Consider the following 17194-nt stretch of genomic DNA (forward strand, 5'->3'; position numbering starts at 1 on the left):
AAATCTTGTAATAAGCTCTTATTTTTCATCCTAAATAAATAGGCTGTCGTAAAATGAAAGGTTTTTCAGTGACCTCGATTACTTCACCCTTTTTTTCAAAAGAGATGTAATCGGTATCTTCTGCGGGATCAATTTTTGCCTGTAATGGAGAATATAAAGTTGTGCAGGTCATCAGTTCTTTGGTAACCTGTTTAGAAGCTTCATTATTTTTTGAGCTTCCTCCCTGATCTTCATCACAAAATACGGTATCGTTGAACATCCCTTTTTTACCACCGACCTGATCCAGATTGAAGACCATTTTTATATCAATCTGCCTGGTTTTGTTCTGATAAACAACTTCATTTACATAATGTCTGCTTCCGTACAATCCTTGTTCCTCACCCGAAAAATGAATGAATTTTATGGAATATTCAGTGGGAATATCTTTCAGGATTTTAGCGGCTTCCAGAATGATGGATGTTCCGCTTCCGTTATCGTTTACTCCGGGACCGTTAATGCTGTCGAAATGTCCGCAAATAATGATATATTTATCCGGATATAAAGTTCCTTTCTTAGTAATGATCAGGTTTTTGGATTTTAATTTTCCTATGGAAAAAGGATCTTCTTCTATCTGGTTCTCGGAATATCCGAAAGATAAATATTTATTTTTGATCCAGATTAGGGCGTTGTCATTTTCTACAGAACCTGTAGTTTTAACACCTAATTTCTCAAACTCCTTTAAATTGGATACGATGTCTTCTTTTTTTAATAAGTTAACTCTGTCCTGATAAGCCTGGATAAAACTTTGTGCCTGAAATAATCCGGCTGTTACCGAGAAAAGAAAAATGGCTGTTAATTTTTTGAAATTCATATTGGAAATTAGTTTACTATTTTACAAATATAGAAATAAAAAATCCTGAGAAAGAAACTCAGGATTTTGCTTGATCATTGATTATTTTCCGATCATTATTTTTCTTACCGCTTTTTGATCTTTTGTTTTAATTGTTGCGATATACGTTCCGTTTGGTAATTCTGAAACATTTACTTTCGTTTCATTTTCCTTATTTAAAACAAGCCTGCCATTGATATCTGAAATTTCAAGCCTGAAATCTTTAACATCTTCAGGAAGTTCGACATTTAAATAATCTTTCGCAGGATTGGGATAGATCTTTATAGATTCTATAGAATTTCCAGAAAGTAACACTTCTTTTTTCTGCAAAGAATTTGCTGCTACTGCAAAGTGCTGTAAAGCTCCCAAAGAAGCTTTTGCTACATTATAAATATAAACAGGATCTGTATTAGCAAATGTATCGTTTGAAGTATGAGGATAATTACTTCTGATTTTTTCAAAAAAGCCTGTAATAATTTCGCCTTTTCTTTCAAAAGGAATATAATCCGTAGCTTCAGCCGGATCCACCGCCGTTAAAAGAGGAGAATACAAAGCGGTACAGTTTCGCAATTGCTGTGTAACGTTTGCTGAAGCTGCATTATTGCTGGACAGACCTCCCTGATCTTCATCACAATAGATTGTATTGTTATTATTGCCCATTTTTCCGCCAACCTGATCCAGATTGAAGACTAATTTAATGTCTACTTTCTTAATATTATTTTGATAAACAACGTTATTTACATAATGTGAACTTCCAATAAGTCCCTGCTCTTCGCCAGAAAAATGGATGAATTTAATTGAATATTCTGTCGGAACGTCTTTTAAAATTCTTGCCGCTTCCAGAATGATGGATGTTCCGCTGCCGTTATCGTTTACTCCGGGACCGTTTATAGTGTCGAAATGTCCGCAAATGATAACGTATTTGTTAGGATAAACGGTTCCTGTTTTAGTGATGATTAAATTTTTTGAACTTTTGCCGTTGTAAGTGAAGGCATCTTCCGAAATCTGGTTTGAAGAATATCCGAAACCCAGATATTTATTCTTAAGCCAGTTGAAAGTATTATTATTCGCTGTTGAGCCGGTGGTTTTAATCCCTAAATTGGCAAAATTCTGTAAGTTTGTTGTAATATTGGTCTGTGTTACCATATTAGCTCTGTCCTGATAAGCCTGAATAAAAGATTGTGCATTGAAGCTTAAAGCAGATAAAGAAAACAGCAGAAATGTAGATGTCTTTTTCATTTTGTTATTAATTTTTGTAATTTGATTGGTATACAAATGTAATAATAAAAAAATCCTAAACAAAAGTTCAGGATTTTAATTTTATAGAAAAATAAAAATTATTTACCGATAATTATTTTTCTTACCGCTTTTTGGTCTTTTGTTTTAACAGTTGCCATATAAACACCGTTTGCTAATCCTGAAATATTAACTTTAACTTCATTTTGTTTGTTTAAAACAAGTCTGCCGTTCATATCCGAAATCTCAAGACTGAAGTTTTTAACGTCTTTAGGAAGTTCAACATGTAAAAGATCTTTCGCCGGATTGGGATAAATCTTTACGGTTTCCAGATTATTAACTGTCTTTTCATCTGTCGCCAATAAACTTGTAGAGGCTGTTGCAAAATGTTGTAAAGCTCCTACAGCCGCCTTTCCTACGTTGAAAACATAAGTGGGGTCTACATTGGCAAAAGTATCGTTTACGGTGTGTTCGTTATAACTTCTTACTGTTTCATAAAAGCCTGTAATAATGTCTCCTTTCGCTTCAAAAGGCATATAATCGGAAGAGTAGGCGTTCGACATTACCGTCTGTAATGGTGAATACAGCGTTGTACACGCCGCAAGCTGCTGCGTAACGGAAAGAGAGGCAGCATTGTTTCCTGTTTGCCCGCTTTGATCACTTTCGCAGTTGATAGCAATATTCGAATTGCCTATTTTTCCACCCACCTGATCTAAATTAAAGACCAGTTTGATGTTTAACTGACGGACACTGTTCTGGAAAACCACACTGTTTACATAATGTGCACTTCCCTGTAATCCCTGTTCTTCGCCGGAAAAATGGATGAATTTAATAGAATATTCTGTCGGAACGTCTTTTAAAATTCTTGCCGCTTCCAGAATGATAGAAGTTCCGCTTCCGTTGTCACTTACTCCGGGACCGGTAATCGTGTCGTAATGTCCACAAATAATAACGTACGTATTCGGATAAACGGTTCCTGTCTTGGTAATGATTAAATTTTTAGAACTTGTAGAGCCAAATGTGAAAGGATCTTCTACCATCTGACTTGCTGTATAACCGTAAGACTGATATTTTGCTTTAAGCCAGTTCAGAGCATTGGTATTGGCTGTAGAACCCGTTGTTTTTACGCCAAGATTCCCAAATTCCTGAAGTAACGTTGTTATATTGGTCTGGGTAACCAAATTGGCTCTGTTCTGATAAGCCTGAATAAAACTTTGAGCCTGAAATGCATATGTTCCTAATGAAAACAGCAGAAGAGTAGTTATTTTTTTCACTTTAAAGGAAAATTTTATAAATTTAATAATATTACGCAAATGTAAATAATAAAAAAATCCCAAGCAAAAAACCTGGGACTTATATTGATAACAAAAATTTTACATTATTTTACTTGATCTACAACTGCTTTGAAAGCTTCAGGGTGATTCATTGCTAAATCTGCTAAAACTTTTCTGTTAAGCTCAATGTTGTTCTTTTTAAGAGCTCCCATAAACTGAGAGTAAGACATTCCGTGCTCTCTGGTTCCCGCGTTGATACGAGTGATCCAAAGTGCTCTGAAATTTCTTTTCTTCTCTTTTCTACCACGGTAAGCATATTGCATTGCTTTTTCTACCGCGTTTTTAGCTACCGTCCAAACGTTCTTTCTTCTTCCGAAATAACCTTTAGCGTGCTTAAAAATTTTCTTTCTTCTAGCTCTTGAAGCTACCGAATTTACTGATCTTGGCATAATTTAAATTGTTTTTTTGAAATGTGCGGTAATTATTTCATTACTCTTAGTGGCTCCATTTCAGGGTTAAAATGTTGAATTTGTTTGAATTCTTATAAACCGACTATAGATTTATAAAAACTACTTAATTGCTAATTGACGCAATACGCTTTTCTCGTCCACAGCAGCAACGTAAGAAGTCGTAGTAAGATTTCTCTTCTGCTTCGTTTCTTTCTTCGTTAAGATGTGGCTTTTGTAAGCGTTCTTTCTTTTGATCTTACCAGATCCGGTAAGAGCAAAACGTTTCTTAGCACCTGATTTCGTTTTTAATTTTGGCATTGTTTTGCTTTTTATTGTTTTGTTATCAATATCTGTTTTGGCTATTTCCGATTGCCCGGAATAATAGTCTGCAAAATTACGGAAAAATTTCGAGATTTGAAAAAGATTTTTTGAATAGAATAGGGAAGTGGATGAAGCTTTAGGTATTACCGTTTTTGTGATGTAAATTTTTTTGAAGCTGTTTCCTGCTTTTCACTGTATCTTTTTGGTTGCGGACTACTGAACTACGTTCGTAAACCTCCAGTTTATGCTCCGCCCGCAACCAAAAAGCGTGTCGTTCCAATCTGGGCTATAGTGGCAGTTCCCAATATAAATAGTAAACGAATATCCATAATATCTTTCATGCTGAAAGCATCTAAACACAGTATTTCAATGTATGGTTGATATCCTTTCAAAATGACAAACTTTGTAAATATTTTTAAATAAAAATTACTGAAAAGTTCCGGCAAAGCCGCTTGAAATAAAAACAGCAACCAAAATACTCTGATTGCTGCTTTTGCTTATATGTATGTCGAAAAAATTAAGCCTCAATAAACTCCAGAAGATCCTTATTAATCGTTTGATGTTCAGTAGTAGGCATTCCGTGAGGGAATCCCGGATAAGTAATCAACTTACCGTTTTTCAATAATTTAGCAGATTTTATCGCGGAATTTTCAATAGGCACAATCTGGTCGTCTTCACCGTGCAGCAACAGTACCGGAATATCAACAGCTTTCAGGTCTTCTGTAAAATCTGTCTCAGAAAAAGCTTTGATTCCGTCATAATGAGCTACAATTCCTCCCATCATTCCCTGTCTCCACCAGTTGGTCTGTACACCTTGCTTCACTACGGCACCTTCTCTGTTGTAACCATAAAACGGCACCGTTAAATCCATAAAAAACTGATTTCTGTTATTTAAAGTCTGATCTCTGATGTTGTCAAAAACCTCCATCGGAACGCCATCCGGATTGTTTTCGCTCTTTACCATAACCGGAGGAACTGCGCTTATCAATACTGCTTTTTTTGCTCTTCCGTTGGCATATTTGTTTACATAGCGGATCACTTCACCGCCTCCTGTAGAATGTCCGATATGCACAACATCTTTCAGATCAAGAAATTCTACCAATTCTGCTGCATCAGAAGCATACTGCTCAATCGTGTGATTGTAAATATTCTGGCTGGAACGTCCGTGACCTCTTCTGTCGTGGGCAATTACTCTGTAACCTCTCTGCAAGAAGAAAATAACCTGCGCATCCCAGTCATCAGATGATAAAGGCCATCCGTGGTGAAACATTAATACAGGTCCTTCTCCCTGATCTTTGTAAAAAATTTCTGTTCCGTCTTTTAATTTTAATGTACTCATTGCTTTGTTGTTTAATTTGTTATTTAATTTTAATTTTTAGATAAGCTTATTATTGTCTTATTTTTCTAAAGCAAATGTAGTCGTAAATTAAATCGATAATCTTGATCTATGTTAAAAATTAAAAAATATTTAATAATTAATATAAAATTCTGAATTTTAATTAATCTCGGATTTAACAATCATAATACATAAAAAAAGCCTCAAAAATAATTTGAGGCTGTATATTTTAGTTTCAGATCCGTAGATCCGGCTGTAGATTATTTAGCTGGTTTTTTAGGACTCATCATCATAATCATTCTTTTTCCTTCAAGCTTAGGAAGCTGGTCTACTTTTCCAACGTGCTCCAATTCCTGAGCAAGCTTTAAAAGTAAGATTTCTCCCTGGTCTTTAAAGATAATCGAACGTCCTTTAAAAAATACGTAGGTCTTTAATTTTGAACCTTCTTCAAGGAATTTCTCAGCATGTTTCTTTTTGAATTCGTAATCGTGCTCATCTGTCTGAGGTCCGAAACGGATTTCTTTCACAACTACTTTTACCTGCTTAGCTTTTAATTCCTTCTGCTTTTTCTTTTGCTCGTATAAGAACTTTTTATAGTCCAGAATCCTTGCAATAAACGGTTCAGCCTTATCGGAGATTACTACAAGATCCAATTCCTGCTCCTGCGCAATCTGTCTTGCCTTATCAGTAGGATAAACTCCCGGCTCTACGTTATCGCCCACCAAACGAAGCTCTCTCACACGAATTTTATCGTTGATCAAGTGTGCGTCCTCCTGTACCGGACGTCTCTGTGGGCCCCTGTTGTTAAATCTTTGTGCTATTGTATTATAATTTTATTGGTTAACTTCTATTTTTATCAATCATTCTGAACAAAAATAATTTTCAATCATTTAGAATGATATTTTTTAGATTTAAGCGTTAAACTCAAATCCTGTTTTTGACTGTTCTTTAAAATAAGCAACGAAATCTTCGATCTTCATTACTCCTAAATCGCCTTCGCTACGTCTTCTTACAGAAATTGTGCCATCCTTTTCTTCATTTTCTCCCACTACAATCATGAATGGAATCTTCTTTAATTCGGCATCGCGGATCTTTTTACCCGTCTTTTCGTTTCTGTCGTCAATTAATCCGCTAATATCGTGATTTTCCAGTAATTGAGAAACTTTTTTAGCATAATCTACGTATTTTTCACTGATCGGAAGAATGATAAACTGATCAGGAGCCAGCCACAATGGGAAATCTCCCGCTGTATTCTCAATAAGAATCGCAATGAATCTCTCCATAGAACCAAACGGCGCTCTGTGAATCATTACCGGTCTGTGCTTTTCGCCATCGCTTCCTGTATACCAAAGATCAAATCTTTCCGGTAAGTTATAATCCACCTGAATTGTTCCAAGCTGCCATTTTCTGCCTAAAGCATCTTTCACCATGAAATCCAGTTTAGGACCGTAGAATGCGGCTTCGCCATATTCAGTTACTGTATTCAGTCCTTTTTCCGTTGCTGCTGTTACGATTGCATTTTCTGCTTTCTCCCAGTTTTCGTCGGTTCCGATGTATTTTTCCTTATTTTCAGGATCTCTTAAAGAAATCTGAGCGGTAAAATCTGCAAAACCTAATGAACCGAAAACATAAAGAACCAAATCAATCGTTTTCTTAAATTCATCCATCAACTGATCCGGAGTACAGAACAAATGCGCATCATCCTGAGTAAATCCGCGAACTCTCGTTAAACCGTGAAGCTCACCACTTTGCTCATATCTGTAAACGGTACCAAATTCTGCATATCTTTTAGGCAAATCTCTGTAGCTCCATTGTGAAGTCTTGTAAATTTCACAGTGATGCGGACAGTTCATCGGTTTCAGCATGAATTCTTCTCCTTCATTCGGAGTTTTAATCGGCTGGAAGCTGTCTGCTCCGTATTTATCCCAGTGACCGGAAGTTACATACAATTCCTTCGCACCAATATGCGGAGAAATTACAAATTCGTAACCTGCTTTTTTCTGAGCTTCAGAAAGGAAATTCTCTAATTTTTTTCTTAAAGCAGCTCCTTTTGGTAACCATAAAGGTAACCCTTGACCAACTTTTTCAGAGAAAGCGAAAATTCCAAGTTCTTTACCCAGTTTTCTGTGGTCTCTTTTTTTAGCCTCTTCTAAAAGTTCAAGATATTCTGTCAAATCTTTCTGTTTCGGGAAAGAAATACCATAAACTCTTGTTAACTGAGGATTTTTTTCATTTCCTCTCCAGTATGCTCCGGCAGCATTTAAAATCTTCATTGCCTTTACAATACTTGTGTTCGGAATGTGTCCTCCACGACAAAGATCTGTAAAGTTATCATGCGTTACGAAAGTGATTTCCCCATCATTAAGATTAGAGATCAGTTCCACTTTATAAGGATTGTCTGCATATACTTTTAAAGCTTCTTCTTTAGAAACCGGATATAAAGAGAATGTAGACCCTTTTTTAGCATTTTCCAAAACCTTCTTTTCGATCTTTTCGAAATCTTTATCAGATAAACTTTCGTCCCCGAAATCTACATCATAATAAAATCCTTTTTCGATGGCAGGACCAATGGTTAACTTAGCATTAGGATAAAACTCAAGGATTGCCTGCGCCAAAAGGTGGGCAGAAGAATGCCAGAAAGCCTTCTTTCCAAGATCATCATTCCAGGTTAGCAATTGTACCGTAGCATCCGTGGTTATAGGTGTGGTCGTCTCTACTTGTTTGTCGTTTACAACTGCGGAAATGGTATTTCTAGCCAATCCCTCGCTTATAGATTTTGCCACATCTAGCGGAGTAACTCCCGCCTCGAATTCTCTGACACTATTGTCTGGAAGTGTAATTTTTATCATTGTTTACTAAGAAATTTTAAGATGCAAAAATACGGATTTTTTATTTAAAATACTACTTTCACGCATTTTTGAGACGAGATTTAATACGAAAAATCTCAGAATACCGTTATAAATAATTAACGTTTAACCAACGATCTAATTATGAATAGGTTAAATTAAGACTGATGCTTTCTTTTGTACCGTACTTTTTCTTTAATAATCTCAATAACATCCACATTTCTCACTTTAGACTGTACCCAACCGTGAATATCAATGTACAGCAAAGACCTTCTGTAGTATTCATTTTCAGAAAAAAGAGTTAATTTTTCATCAAATTTTTTGAAAGATTCCAATTGTTTATCCGGTGTTATATTATTCAGATTTTTGAAAAAATGAATGCTTTCAAAATGAAATTCATCCGGCTTTTTCATCTTTTTGGTGAATTTTAAAGTTGCTTTTATAAATTCATCATAATCTTCATCGTTTCCGGATTCGTGTTTCGCCATCAGAATCAAAATTCGGGTGTGGAACAGTAAATCTTCCTGAACATTTCCTTTGGATTCGATCACTTTTAATGAATAATGGATGGATTCCTCAAATTTTTTGCTTCCGAAAAACATCGCTGCCATTTTTAAATAAAGAATCATGAAATGATGCTCATCAATTTTATCACGGAGCTTATCCATTTTCAGCTCGATTTCAGGAATCAATTTCGAGCCGGAAAAGAATTCACCTTTCACAAAGTGAATGTTCATTAAAGTATTGTAATGCGTCAGAAAAATAAGCGATTGCAGGTTTTCATTTTGAGCAAAACTTGAAGAATGAACAACCTCATTGAAATCTTTAAAACTTTCCTCAAGAATATCAATATTTCCGTACAGAAATAAGATTTTCAGCAGGTAGGTATTTCCTTTAATGTACCAAACGGGATGACTCACAATCATTTCAGGATTTTTGTGAAATAAATCCACCCATTGAAAAGCATATTTCAACGTATATTTATATTCCTGAAGCAATTGGTTTTTCCAGACGTGCGCTTTAAAATACCACAATTTTTCCGTGAAATTCAGTTTTTTAAAATTGATTTTCTGAATCTGCGCATTGAATATCTGCATGATTTCGGCACGGTCTTCATCGTTTTTTACATAACCTTTTGTCAGCATTTCACTGTACAGTTTCAGCGAAAGATTGGATAATTCTGTCGCATAATGATTCTGTTTGCTGATTTCCGTGGATTGTCTTATTAATTCATCGGCTCTACCTTCAATACTCCGTGTAATAAACTGGGATTCAATTACTTTTTCCAGATCGATAATTTCCGAAGCAATACTTTTTTCATCCAATTCCAACGCAGTCTGTTTTGCTTTATCTAAAATTTTTAAAGCCTGTTTATACAAGCCTTTCTGATAAAGAATATTCGCAAAATCCAATTGTTCGCGCAGTTGAATTCTGTAATTCTGATGACTCGGGTTCATTCGTAAACTCACCAGAATCTGCTTGTAAAGATGCGCTTTCAGGTTCGATAACTGCTGTTTAGTCGAAATTTTTTTGTTGATGATGACATGTTCATCGTATTCCTTCATCTTATCCAGTTCTGAAAAAAGAAGAAGAAATTTTGCATCCGCATTAATTCCGAGACGGTTTACATATAAGGTGAATTGCCTTTTTTCTGAAGTTGTCAGTGATTTAATGAGTACGAATAAAAAATCTTTATGCAATTCTGCCATTGTAAATTTTTAAAATTTAAAATAATGATAATCAAATAATTGAAATTAAAATACAATATTTCGAGTATTGTATTTTTTATAAAAACTGAAAATGAATAAACGTTTCATCTTTCTAGTTTTGAATCAAAATTAAGTAAAAACTTCATTATGAAATCCGAAAAAGTCGAAATTTTTGATACAACGCTGCGTGATGGAGAGCAGGTTCCCGGCTGTAAGTTAAATACCGAGCAAAAATTAATTATAGCCGAAAAACTGGATGAACTGGGAGTAGATGTCATTGAAGCCGGTTTCCCGATTTCCAGTCCCGGAGATTTTCATTCGGTTTCGGAGATTTCAAAATTAGTGAAAAATGCGAAAGTCTGTGGATTGACAAGAGCCAATCAGAAAGATATTGATACCGCAGCCGAAGCATTAAAATACGCCAAAAGACCGAGAATTCACACCGGAATCGGAACTTCGGATTCTCATATCAGATTTAAATTCAATTCAAACAGGGAAGATATTGTTGAAAGAGCGGTTCAGGCGGTAAAATATGCCAAATCGTATGTGGAAGATGTAGAATTTTATGCGGAAGATGCAGGAAGAACAGACAACGATTATCTGGCAAGAGTTTGCGAAGAAGTGATAAAAGCAGGGGTAACCGTGCTTAATATTCCGGACACAACGGGATATTGTCTTCCTGAAGAGTATGGTGCAAAAATAAAATACCTGAAAGATAATGTAAAAGGCATTGATCGCGTGATCTTATCCTGTCACTGCCACAACGATCTGGGAATGGCAACCGCCAATTCTATCGCAGGAGTCATCAACGGAGCAAGACAGATAGAATGCACCATCAACGGATTGGGAGAAAGAGCCGGAAATACGGCGCTGGAAGAAGTGGTAATGATTTTAAAACAGCATCCATATTTAGAATTATATACTGACGTTCAGTCCAAAATGCTCAATCCCATGAGTGTTTTGGTTTCTGAATTGATGGGAATGCCGGTACAACCGAACAAAGCGATTGTGGGAGCGAATGCTTTTGCGCACAGTTCCGGAATTCATCAGGACGGAGTCATTAAAAACAGGGAAACTTACGAAATTATTGATCCTGCGGAAGTGGGCGTGAATGCTTCTACCATTGTTTTAACAGCAAGAAGCGGACGTTCTGCTTTGGCATACAGATTTAAACATATTGGTTTTGAAGTTACTAAAAATGAACTTGATTTTCTGTATCAGGAGTTTTTGAAAATTGCTGACGGTAAAAAAGAAGTCAATAATGACGATTTAAGTTCAATGATCGAAAAAGTGACAAGAAAAATAGGGTAACAGAATTGATTCTCCATTACATAAATTAGAATGAATACAAAAAAGACACTGTTTGATAAAGTCTGGGATGCGCACGTTGTAGAGACGATTCCGGACGGACCTCAGATTATTTATATTGATAAACATCTCATCCATGAAGTAACCAGTCCACAGGCTTTTGCGGAACTGGAAGCGAGAAATCTTGAGGTTTTCAGACCGAAACAGATTGTGGCAACTGCGGATCATAATGTTCCGACTTTGGATCAGGATCAGCCGATTCGCGATGCATCATCCAGAAATCAGGTGGAGCAGTTAACGGAAAACTGTAAGAAAAACAACATAGAATTGTATGGTTTAGGACATCAATATCAGGGAATTGTTCACATCATTGCTCCGGAATTAGGCGTTACACAGCCGGGAATGAGCATTGTTTGCGGAGACAGCCATACTTCTACACACGGCGCATTCGGCTCAATTGCTTTCGGAATAGGAACAAGTCAGGTGGCGCAGGTTTTTGCGAGCCAGTGTCTGTTGCTGAACAAGCCAAAATCGATGAGAATTACCGTAAATGGTGAGTTAAATAAAAATGTTCAGCCCAAAGACGTGATTTTGTACATTATTTCAAAAGTGGGAACTGACGGCGGAACAGGTTATTTCTGCGAATATGCCGGAAATGTCTTCGAAGAAATGTCGATGGAAGGCAGAATGACGGTTTGTAATATGAGTATCGAAATGGGCGCCCGAGGAGGAATGATTGCTCCCGATGAAACGACTTTTGAGTACGTAAAAGGAAGAACTTTCGCACCGAAAGGCGAGGAATGGGAAGAAAAACTGGAATACTGGAAAACTTTGAAAACCGATGAAGGAGCAGTTTTTGATGCCGAATTTTCTTTTGATGCTTCGGAGATTTATCCGATGGTAACGTATGGAACCAATCCGGGGATGGGAATTTCCATCAGTCAGAATATCCCGAATCCTCAGAACGAATCTGAAGAGAAGGCTTTAAAATACATGGGTTTAAAAGCGGGACAGGCACTTTCTGATATTAAAGTGAATTATGTTTTTATCGGAAGCTGTACGAATGCGAGAATTGAAGATTTCCGTTCTGCGGCAAATTATGTTAAAGGAAAAAGAAAGTCGGATCATGTTCATGCGTGGCTTGTTCCGGGTTCTCAACAGGTTGCGAAACAGATTTTTGAAGAGGGTTTAGATACGGTTTTTAATGAAGCGGGTTTCCAGATCAGACAACCTGGATGTTCGGCGTGTTTAGCGATGAATGATGATAAAATTCCGGAAGGGGAATATTGCGTTTCCACTTCGAACAGGAATTTTGAGGGAAGACAGGGACAAGGTGCGAGAACGATTCTGGCAAGTCCTTTGACGGCTGCAAAAGTTGCTGTGGAAGGAAGAATTTCCGTCTTTGAAAACTGATGGAGATGAATTTACTTAAAACTTGTCTAAACTTTTTTACCACAAAAGACGCAAAAGATTTAAACACTTTAGTTTTTTAAGCTTACTACTTAAATAGAAAAAAGAGCACATAAGTTTAAAAGTGAATTGTCAATAGTGAATAGTGAATTTTAGAAATTGACTATTGATTCACAAAGTGAAATTAACCATTCACTTTTTAGCCCCGATAGAAACGGTTACCCCGGAGCAAGCGATGGCAAAAGCAAGGGAGCGAGGAGTATGAGTGGATAGCGGGAAATAGCTCCTGAAAAAGAAAAAAAACAATAATTAAAACTATTTTGGCTCAAAAAAAATGCAAAAATTAGTCATTATACAATCCAGAGCAATTCCTTTGCCTGTAGAAAATATAGATACGGATCAGATTATTCCGGCGAGATTTTTAAAGAGTATTGATAAAAAAGGTTTTGGCGAAAATCTTTTCAGAGACTGGAGATACGATGTTCATACGAATGAACCGAATCCTGATTTTGTCCTGAATAACGCAAAATACAGCGGTGAAATTCTGGTTGCCGGAAACAATTTCGGTTGCGGAAGCAGTCGTGAACACGCTGCATGGTCTTTAACTGATTATGGCTTTAAGGTGGTTGTTTCAAGTTTTTTTGCGGATATTTTTAAGGGCAATGCTTTAAACAACGGATTATTGCCTGTAAAAGTTTCTGAGGAATTTTTAAAAGAAATTTTAGAGGAAATTACTGAAAATCCTGAAAAAGAAATTTTGGTGGATGTTGAAAAACAAACGATTACTTTCAATAATAAAACGGAAGGTTTTGAAATAGATTCTTATAAAAAAATATGTCTGCTGAATGGGTATGATGATATTGATTTTTTAATCAGCAGAAAACAGGCGATCGAACAATTCGAACTAAAAACACAAAAAGTGTATGAAAACTAATTTTAAAATTGCAGTGCTTCCGGGAGACGGAATCGGGCCGGAGGTGGTTGCAGAAAGTATTAAAATCTTAGATTCCATTGCGGAAGCGTTCCAGTATCAGTTTGATTTTAAATACGGATTGATGGGGGCGGAAGCGATTTATAAGACTGGAAATCCTTTGCCGGATGAAACACTGGAGATCTGCAAAGCATCTGATGCAGTGCTTTTCGGGGCGATCGGAGATCCTTCTTTTGATAATAATCCGGATGCCAAAGTACGTCCGGAACAAGGGTTATTAAAACTTCGTAAAGAATTGGGGCTTTTTGCGAATATCCGACCTTTGAAAACGTATGTTTCTTTAATTGAGAAAAGTCCTTTGAAAAGGGAAATTATTGAAGGAACAGATATTCAGATTTTCAGGGAATTGGTGAGTGGAATCTATTTTGGCGAAAAATTTACGGATGAGGAAGCAGGTTATGCGTATGATATCTGTAAATACAACCGTGATGAAATCGCTCCAATCGTTCACATGGCTTTTCAGGAGGCTCAGAAAAGAAGAAAAAAGTTAACTTTAATTGATAAAGCGAACGTTTTGGATACTTCAAGATTGTGGAGAAAGGTCTGTAAAGAAATTGCGGCAGAATATCCTGATGTAGCACTTGATTTTATGTTTGTGGACAATGCAGCGATGCAGTTAATTTTAAACCCGAAACATTTTGATGTAATTGTTACCGAAAATATGTTCGGAGATATTATTTCAGATGAAGCGAGTGTGATCGGCGGTTCTATCGGTCTGCTTCCTTCGGCTTCCATTGGAAATGAAAATGCTTTGTTTGAGCCTATTCACGGTTCTTATCCGCAGGCAAAAGGAAAAGGAATTGCAAATCCTGTTGCTTCCATTTTAAGTACGGCAATGATGCTGGATTATTTACAGCTTGAACAGGCAGCGGAAAAATTGAGACAATCTGTAGAATATGCCATTGAGAATAAATACGTTACGGTGGATCTGAATTCTGAACAGCCTTATTCCACCAGTGAAGTGGGAAGTTTTATCGCAGATTATATTAAATATTCCGAGAAATCGTATTACAATTTTGAAAATGTAAAGCTCGGAAAATCAACTATTGTTTAAAAATATGTCAGTTTTGCTTCCGTAAGTCAACAGCCAAATAGTTACGGTAGTTGACAAGCGGAGCAGATTGACCGTTGTAGTTCATATTACATATTTGACTTTTATTTGTGTTTTTTTCTAAAAAAGGTTCCGCTCATTGAGCAGAACCTTTTTATTTTTCGTCCGTATTATCCGTTTTCCCGGATTTGTTGTTTTGAGAAGATTTCTGAACGTCTTCTTTATCCACGTCCGACGGATTTGTTTTTTCTGATGAAGCTGGAATATCGGGAAAATCCTGATTTTGCTTTTTGGTTTCTGCAGAATTTGCAGATTCCTGTTTTTCTTTTTCTTCTGAATGCATAGCTTTAAATTTTATAGTCCTAAAATGCCCAGCTTTCCGGTCTGGTCCTCAATGGTATAATTCAAAGCCTTTGCCAAAACAAAAATATTATTAAGATTTTCCATCAGCTGTTGTCTCCCTTCTGTTCTCAGTTTGTTCTGATCGATGGATTTTACAGCGGTATCTTTCGCTTTCTGCGTTACGTTTTTAATGTCTTTTTCGGAAATTCTGTTGAAAAAGGAATCGTCCATCGACTGGATTTCTACACTTGGCGTAATTCTGATGTCTGCATCGGGCAGTTCGGTAATCACTAATTTTTTATTGATCGAATCTACCTCCATTTTCATCTTGTTAAGATCATAAGAAACCTGTGCGTTCGTTTTGGTGTAGGTAATGATGCTGTTGCTGGAAACTTCTTTGCCTAAAAATTCGTAGCCCATTTTGGTTTTCTGAATGGAAGAAGTGTTCTGCTCAAGCACGACCATTTTATTCATCTTCGAAATCTGATTGGTCAGAATGTAATAATCTGATTTCTCGGTTTTTTCACTGAGATTAAAGCATGACTTTAAACTGAAAAACAAAACTGTTACCAGTGCAGCTCCCGCCAAAAACGATATTAAAACTTTACTATTTCTCAAACCTTATTTACCAAAAATTTCTTTAATTACAGAACTGTCATCTTTTTTCAGAATCTCTACCAAATCTCTCTCAATATATCCTGATGTAGGCATTTCGATAATTCTTCCCAATTCTTTTCCGTATTTCTGAACAATAATCGTCGGAACTTTCTGGATGTTGAAAAGACTTTCTTCGCCGTTCGGAGATTCCTTTTTACGGTTTACCGCAATAATGGTAAGTTTGCCTTCCGGATATTTTACCTCTTCAAGGATTTTCATGAGTCTCGGAAAATCTCTGTGAGAATCTTCGCACCATGTTCCCATGAAAACGGTAATGTTATACGTGTTGATTTTACTTTTTTTCAGCTCTCCGATGGCTTTCTGATCCAAAGCATATTCGTCATGCTCTTTCACATACCAGTCAGAATAAGGGGCTTCCAGAAATTTGCTTTTAAGCTGATTTCCTAAAAGCATTTTTCCGTCGGCAGTGGTTTCAACTTCACGTCCTACAACAACTTTCTGTGCGCTAAGCTGTTGTGTTGCCATGAATAGAGCTGAAACAGCCATACAATTCGTAATAAATTTTTTCATACTATTTTTCAATAATTGTCTTTAAATCGGCAGGAGAGTAGTATTTGTTTTTCAGGACTTTATGATCTGCCTGTCTGTACACATTAAACTTCTCGCCGGATTTTTCATAAAATGATTCTACGTCTTTTGCTTTGTAAAATTCAACGGTTTCCTGTGCCTGTTCTTCATTATCGCAGGCTTTCGACATATTGGAACGCTGAACTTCGTTGAACAACTCTACAAATTTGCTGCCAAGTCCGAATTCCAGAACTGCTCCGCTTAAAACATACTGCAAATCGCATAAAGCATCTGCAATTTCTACGATATTATTATCTGCAATTGCCTGTTTCAGTTCGTTCAGTTCTTCCTGAAGAAGTTCAACTCTCAGGTTGCATCTTTCCGGTGAAGGAATTTGAGGGGTATCTAAAATAGGGGCTTTAAAAGTGGTGTGGAATTCTGCTACCTGGTTCAGACTATCAATTTTATCCATGAATATTTTTTATTTAGGCAAAGATAACAATTGGGTTTTAGATTTTAAGAATTGGGACTTAGGTTTTTTACACAATGGTATTATTCTCAACATAGACTGAAAATCTACGAACATCCTTAAAAAGTGAAGTGAAGAATCTCAAAAATCAAGGAATAGATCATGCTTTTTTTTTCATAAATCTCTCATATTTTAAATGATGGTAAATGTTTTGGAATTTGTGATTAAATGATTTTTAAGAGCTTAATCCTATTTGGAATTTATGCAGGGAGTGGAAGTATATCATTTTGCGGTTGAAAATAAATTTTAAATAATCGTTATGTTTAACGTGAATTCGGAGAAAAACATGAGGTGCTTAATGTCTAAAATTAATATTTTAGAATTGAACAAATACTAAAA

17 protein-coding genes are annotated in these 17194 nt (G+C 36.3%); 4 read left to right on the forward strand and 13 right to left on the reverse strand.

The features are described from left to right. Positions 1-25: 25 nt before the first annotated feature. From H6W52_RS19985 to H6W52_RS20025, 9 genes are all read right to left on the reverse strand, one after another. Positions 26-850: a M28 family metallopeptidase gene (locus H6W52_RS19985; protein WP_116100002.1), complete on the reverse strand. Its 825-nt coding sequence runs from the start codon at positions 848-850 to the stop codon at positions 26-28. 81 nt (positions 851-931) lie between these two features. Continuing rightward, positions 932-2107, reverse strand: a complete 1176-nt coding sequence (locus H6W52_RS19990; RefSeq protein ID WP_116100001.1) for a M28 family peptidase — start codon at positions 2105-2107, stop codon at positions 932-934. A gap of 98 nt (positions 2108-2205) precedes the next feature. Next, entirely contained in the window at positions 2206-3378 is a 1173-nt protein-coding gene (locus tag H6W52_RS19995; protein WP_116100000.1) for a M28 family peptidase, read from the reverse strand. Between the two features lie 104 nt (positions 3379-3482). Then, the gene (gene rplT / locus H6W52_RS20000; RefSeq protein WP_029293267.1) at positions 3483-3827 is read right to left on the reverse strand and encodes a 50S ribosomal protein L20; all 345 of its coding nucleotides are present in this window, start codon (positions 3825-3827) and stop codon (positions 3483-3485) included. Positions 3828-3947: 120 nt separating this feature from the next. Further along, entirely contained in the window at positions 3948-4145 is a 198-nt protein-coding gene (gene rpmI / locus H6W52_RS20005) for a 50S ribosomal protein L35 (RefSeq protein WP_076390550.1), read from the reverse strand. Positions 4146-4665: 520 nt separating this feature from the next. Then, positions 4666-5487, reverse strand: coding sequence for an alpha/beta fold hydrolase (locus tag H6W52_RS20010; RefSeq protein ID WP_116099998.1), 822 nt, complete (start codon positions 5485-5487; stop codon positions 4666-4668). A gap of 257 nt (positions 5488-5744) precedes the next feature. Further along, a complete protein-coding gene (gene infC, locus H6W52_RS20015; RefSeq protein WP_175608770.1) occupies positions 5745-6245 on the reverse strand; it encodes a translation initiation factor IF-3 in 501 nt (166 codons plus the stop codon). Positions 6246-6395: 150 nt separating this feature from the next. Continuing rightward, on the reverse strand, positions 6396-8333 hold the full coding sequence (gene thrS / locus H6W52_RS20020) for a threonine--tRNA ligase (RefSeq protein ID WP_087710108.1): 1938 nt from the start codon (positions 8331-8333) through the stop codon (positions 6396-6398). 155 nt (positions 8334-8488) lie between these two features. Next, positions 8489-10039 (reverse strand): hypothetical protein, encoded by a 1551-nt coding sequence (locus H6W52_RS20025; RefSeq protein WP_185216917.1) that lies wholly within the window; start codon positions 10037-10039, stop codon positions 8489-8491. A gap of 147 nt (positions 10040-10186) precedes the next feature. On the opposite strand from H6W52_RS20025, the gene H6W52_RS20030 reads away from it, so the two are divergent. The 4 genes from H6W52_RS20030 to leuB all read left to right on the forward strand — a co-directional run bounded on the left by H6W52_RS20030 (position 10187) and on the right by leuB (position 14802). Continuing rightward, positions 10187-11350, forward strand: a complete 1164-nt coding sequence (locus H6W52_RS20030; RefSeq protein WP_116099996.1) for a 2-isopropylmalate synthase — start codon at positions 10187-10189, stop codon at positions 11348-11350. Between the two features lie 30 nt (positions 11351-11380). Next, entirely contained in the window at positions 11381-12760 is a 1380-nt protein-coding gene (gene leuC, locus H6W52_RS20035) for a 3-isopropylmalate dehydratase large subunit (protein WP_116099995.1), read from the forward strand. Between the two features lie 331 nt (positions 12761-13091). Next, entirely contained in the window at positions 13092-13691 is a 600-nt protein-coding gene (gene leuD, locus H6W52_RS20040; RefSeq protein ID WP_087710115.1) for a 3-isopropylmalate dehydratase small subunit, read from the forward strand. After that, the gene (gene leuB / locus H6W52_RS20045) at positions 13681-14802 is read left to right on the forward strand and encodes a 3-isopropylmalate dehydrogenase (RefSeq protein ID WP_116099994.1); all 1122 of its coding nucleotides are present in this window, start codon (positions 13681-13683) and stop codon (positions 14800-14802) included. The genes leuD and leuB overlap by 11 nt, the downstream gene beginning before the upstream one ends. Positions 14803-14953: 151 nt before the next feature. Here the strand turns inward: leuB and H6W52_RS20050 are convergent, their stop codons facing one another. Genes H6W52_RS20050 through H6W52_RS20065 form a run of 4 tightly spaced genes read right to left on the reverse strand, consistent with a single transcriptional unit; the run spans position 14954 to position 16798 of the window. Next, on the reverse strand, positions 14954-15142 hold the full coding sequence (locus H6W52_RS20050) for a hypothetical protein (protein WP_087710119.1): 189 nt from the start codon (positions 15140-15142) through the stop codon (positions 14954-14956). Between the two features lie 11 nt (positions 15143-15153). Beyond that, the gene (locus H6W52_RS20055) at positions 15154-15759 is read right to left on the reverse strand and encodes a DUF4230 domain-containing protein (protein WP_076390251.1); all 606 of its coding nucleotides are present in this window, start codon (positions 15757-15759) and stop codon (positions 15154-15156) included. A gap of 3 nt (positions 15760-15762) precedes the next feature. Next, complete coding sequence (locus H6W52_RS20060) at positions 15763-16329, reverse strand: TlpA family protein disulfide reductase (RefSeq protein ID WP_116099993.1); 567 nt, start codon at positions 16327-16329, stop codon at positions 15763-15765. Between the two features lies 1 nt (position 16330). Beyond that, a complete protein-coding gene (locus H6W52_RS20065) occupies positions 16331-16798 on the reverse strand; it encodes a nucleoside triphosphate pyrophosphohydrolase family protein (RefSeq protein WP_087710124.1) in 468 nt (155 codons plus the stop codon). Between the last annotated feature and the right edge of the window lie 396 nt (positions 16799-17194).

This window comes from Chryseobacterium sp. C2(2020), from assembly GCF_014218915.1.
GTDB lineage: Bacteria > Bacteroidota > Bacteroidia > Flavobacteriales > Weeksellaceae > Chryseobacterium > Chryseobacterium mucoviscidosis.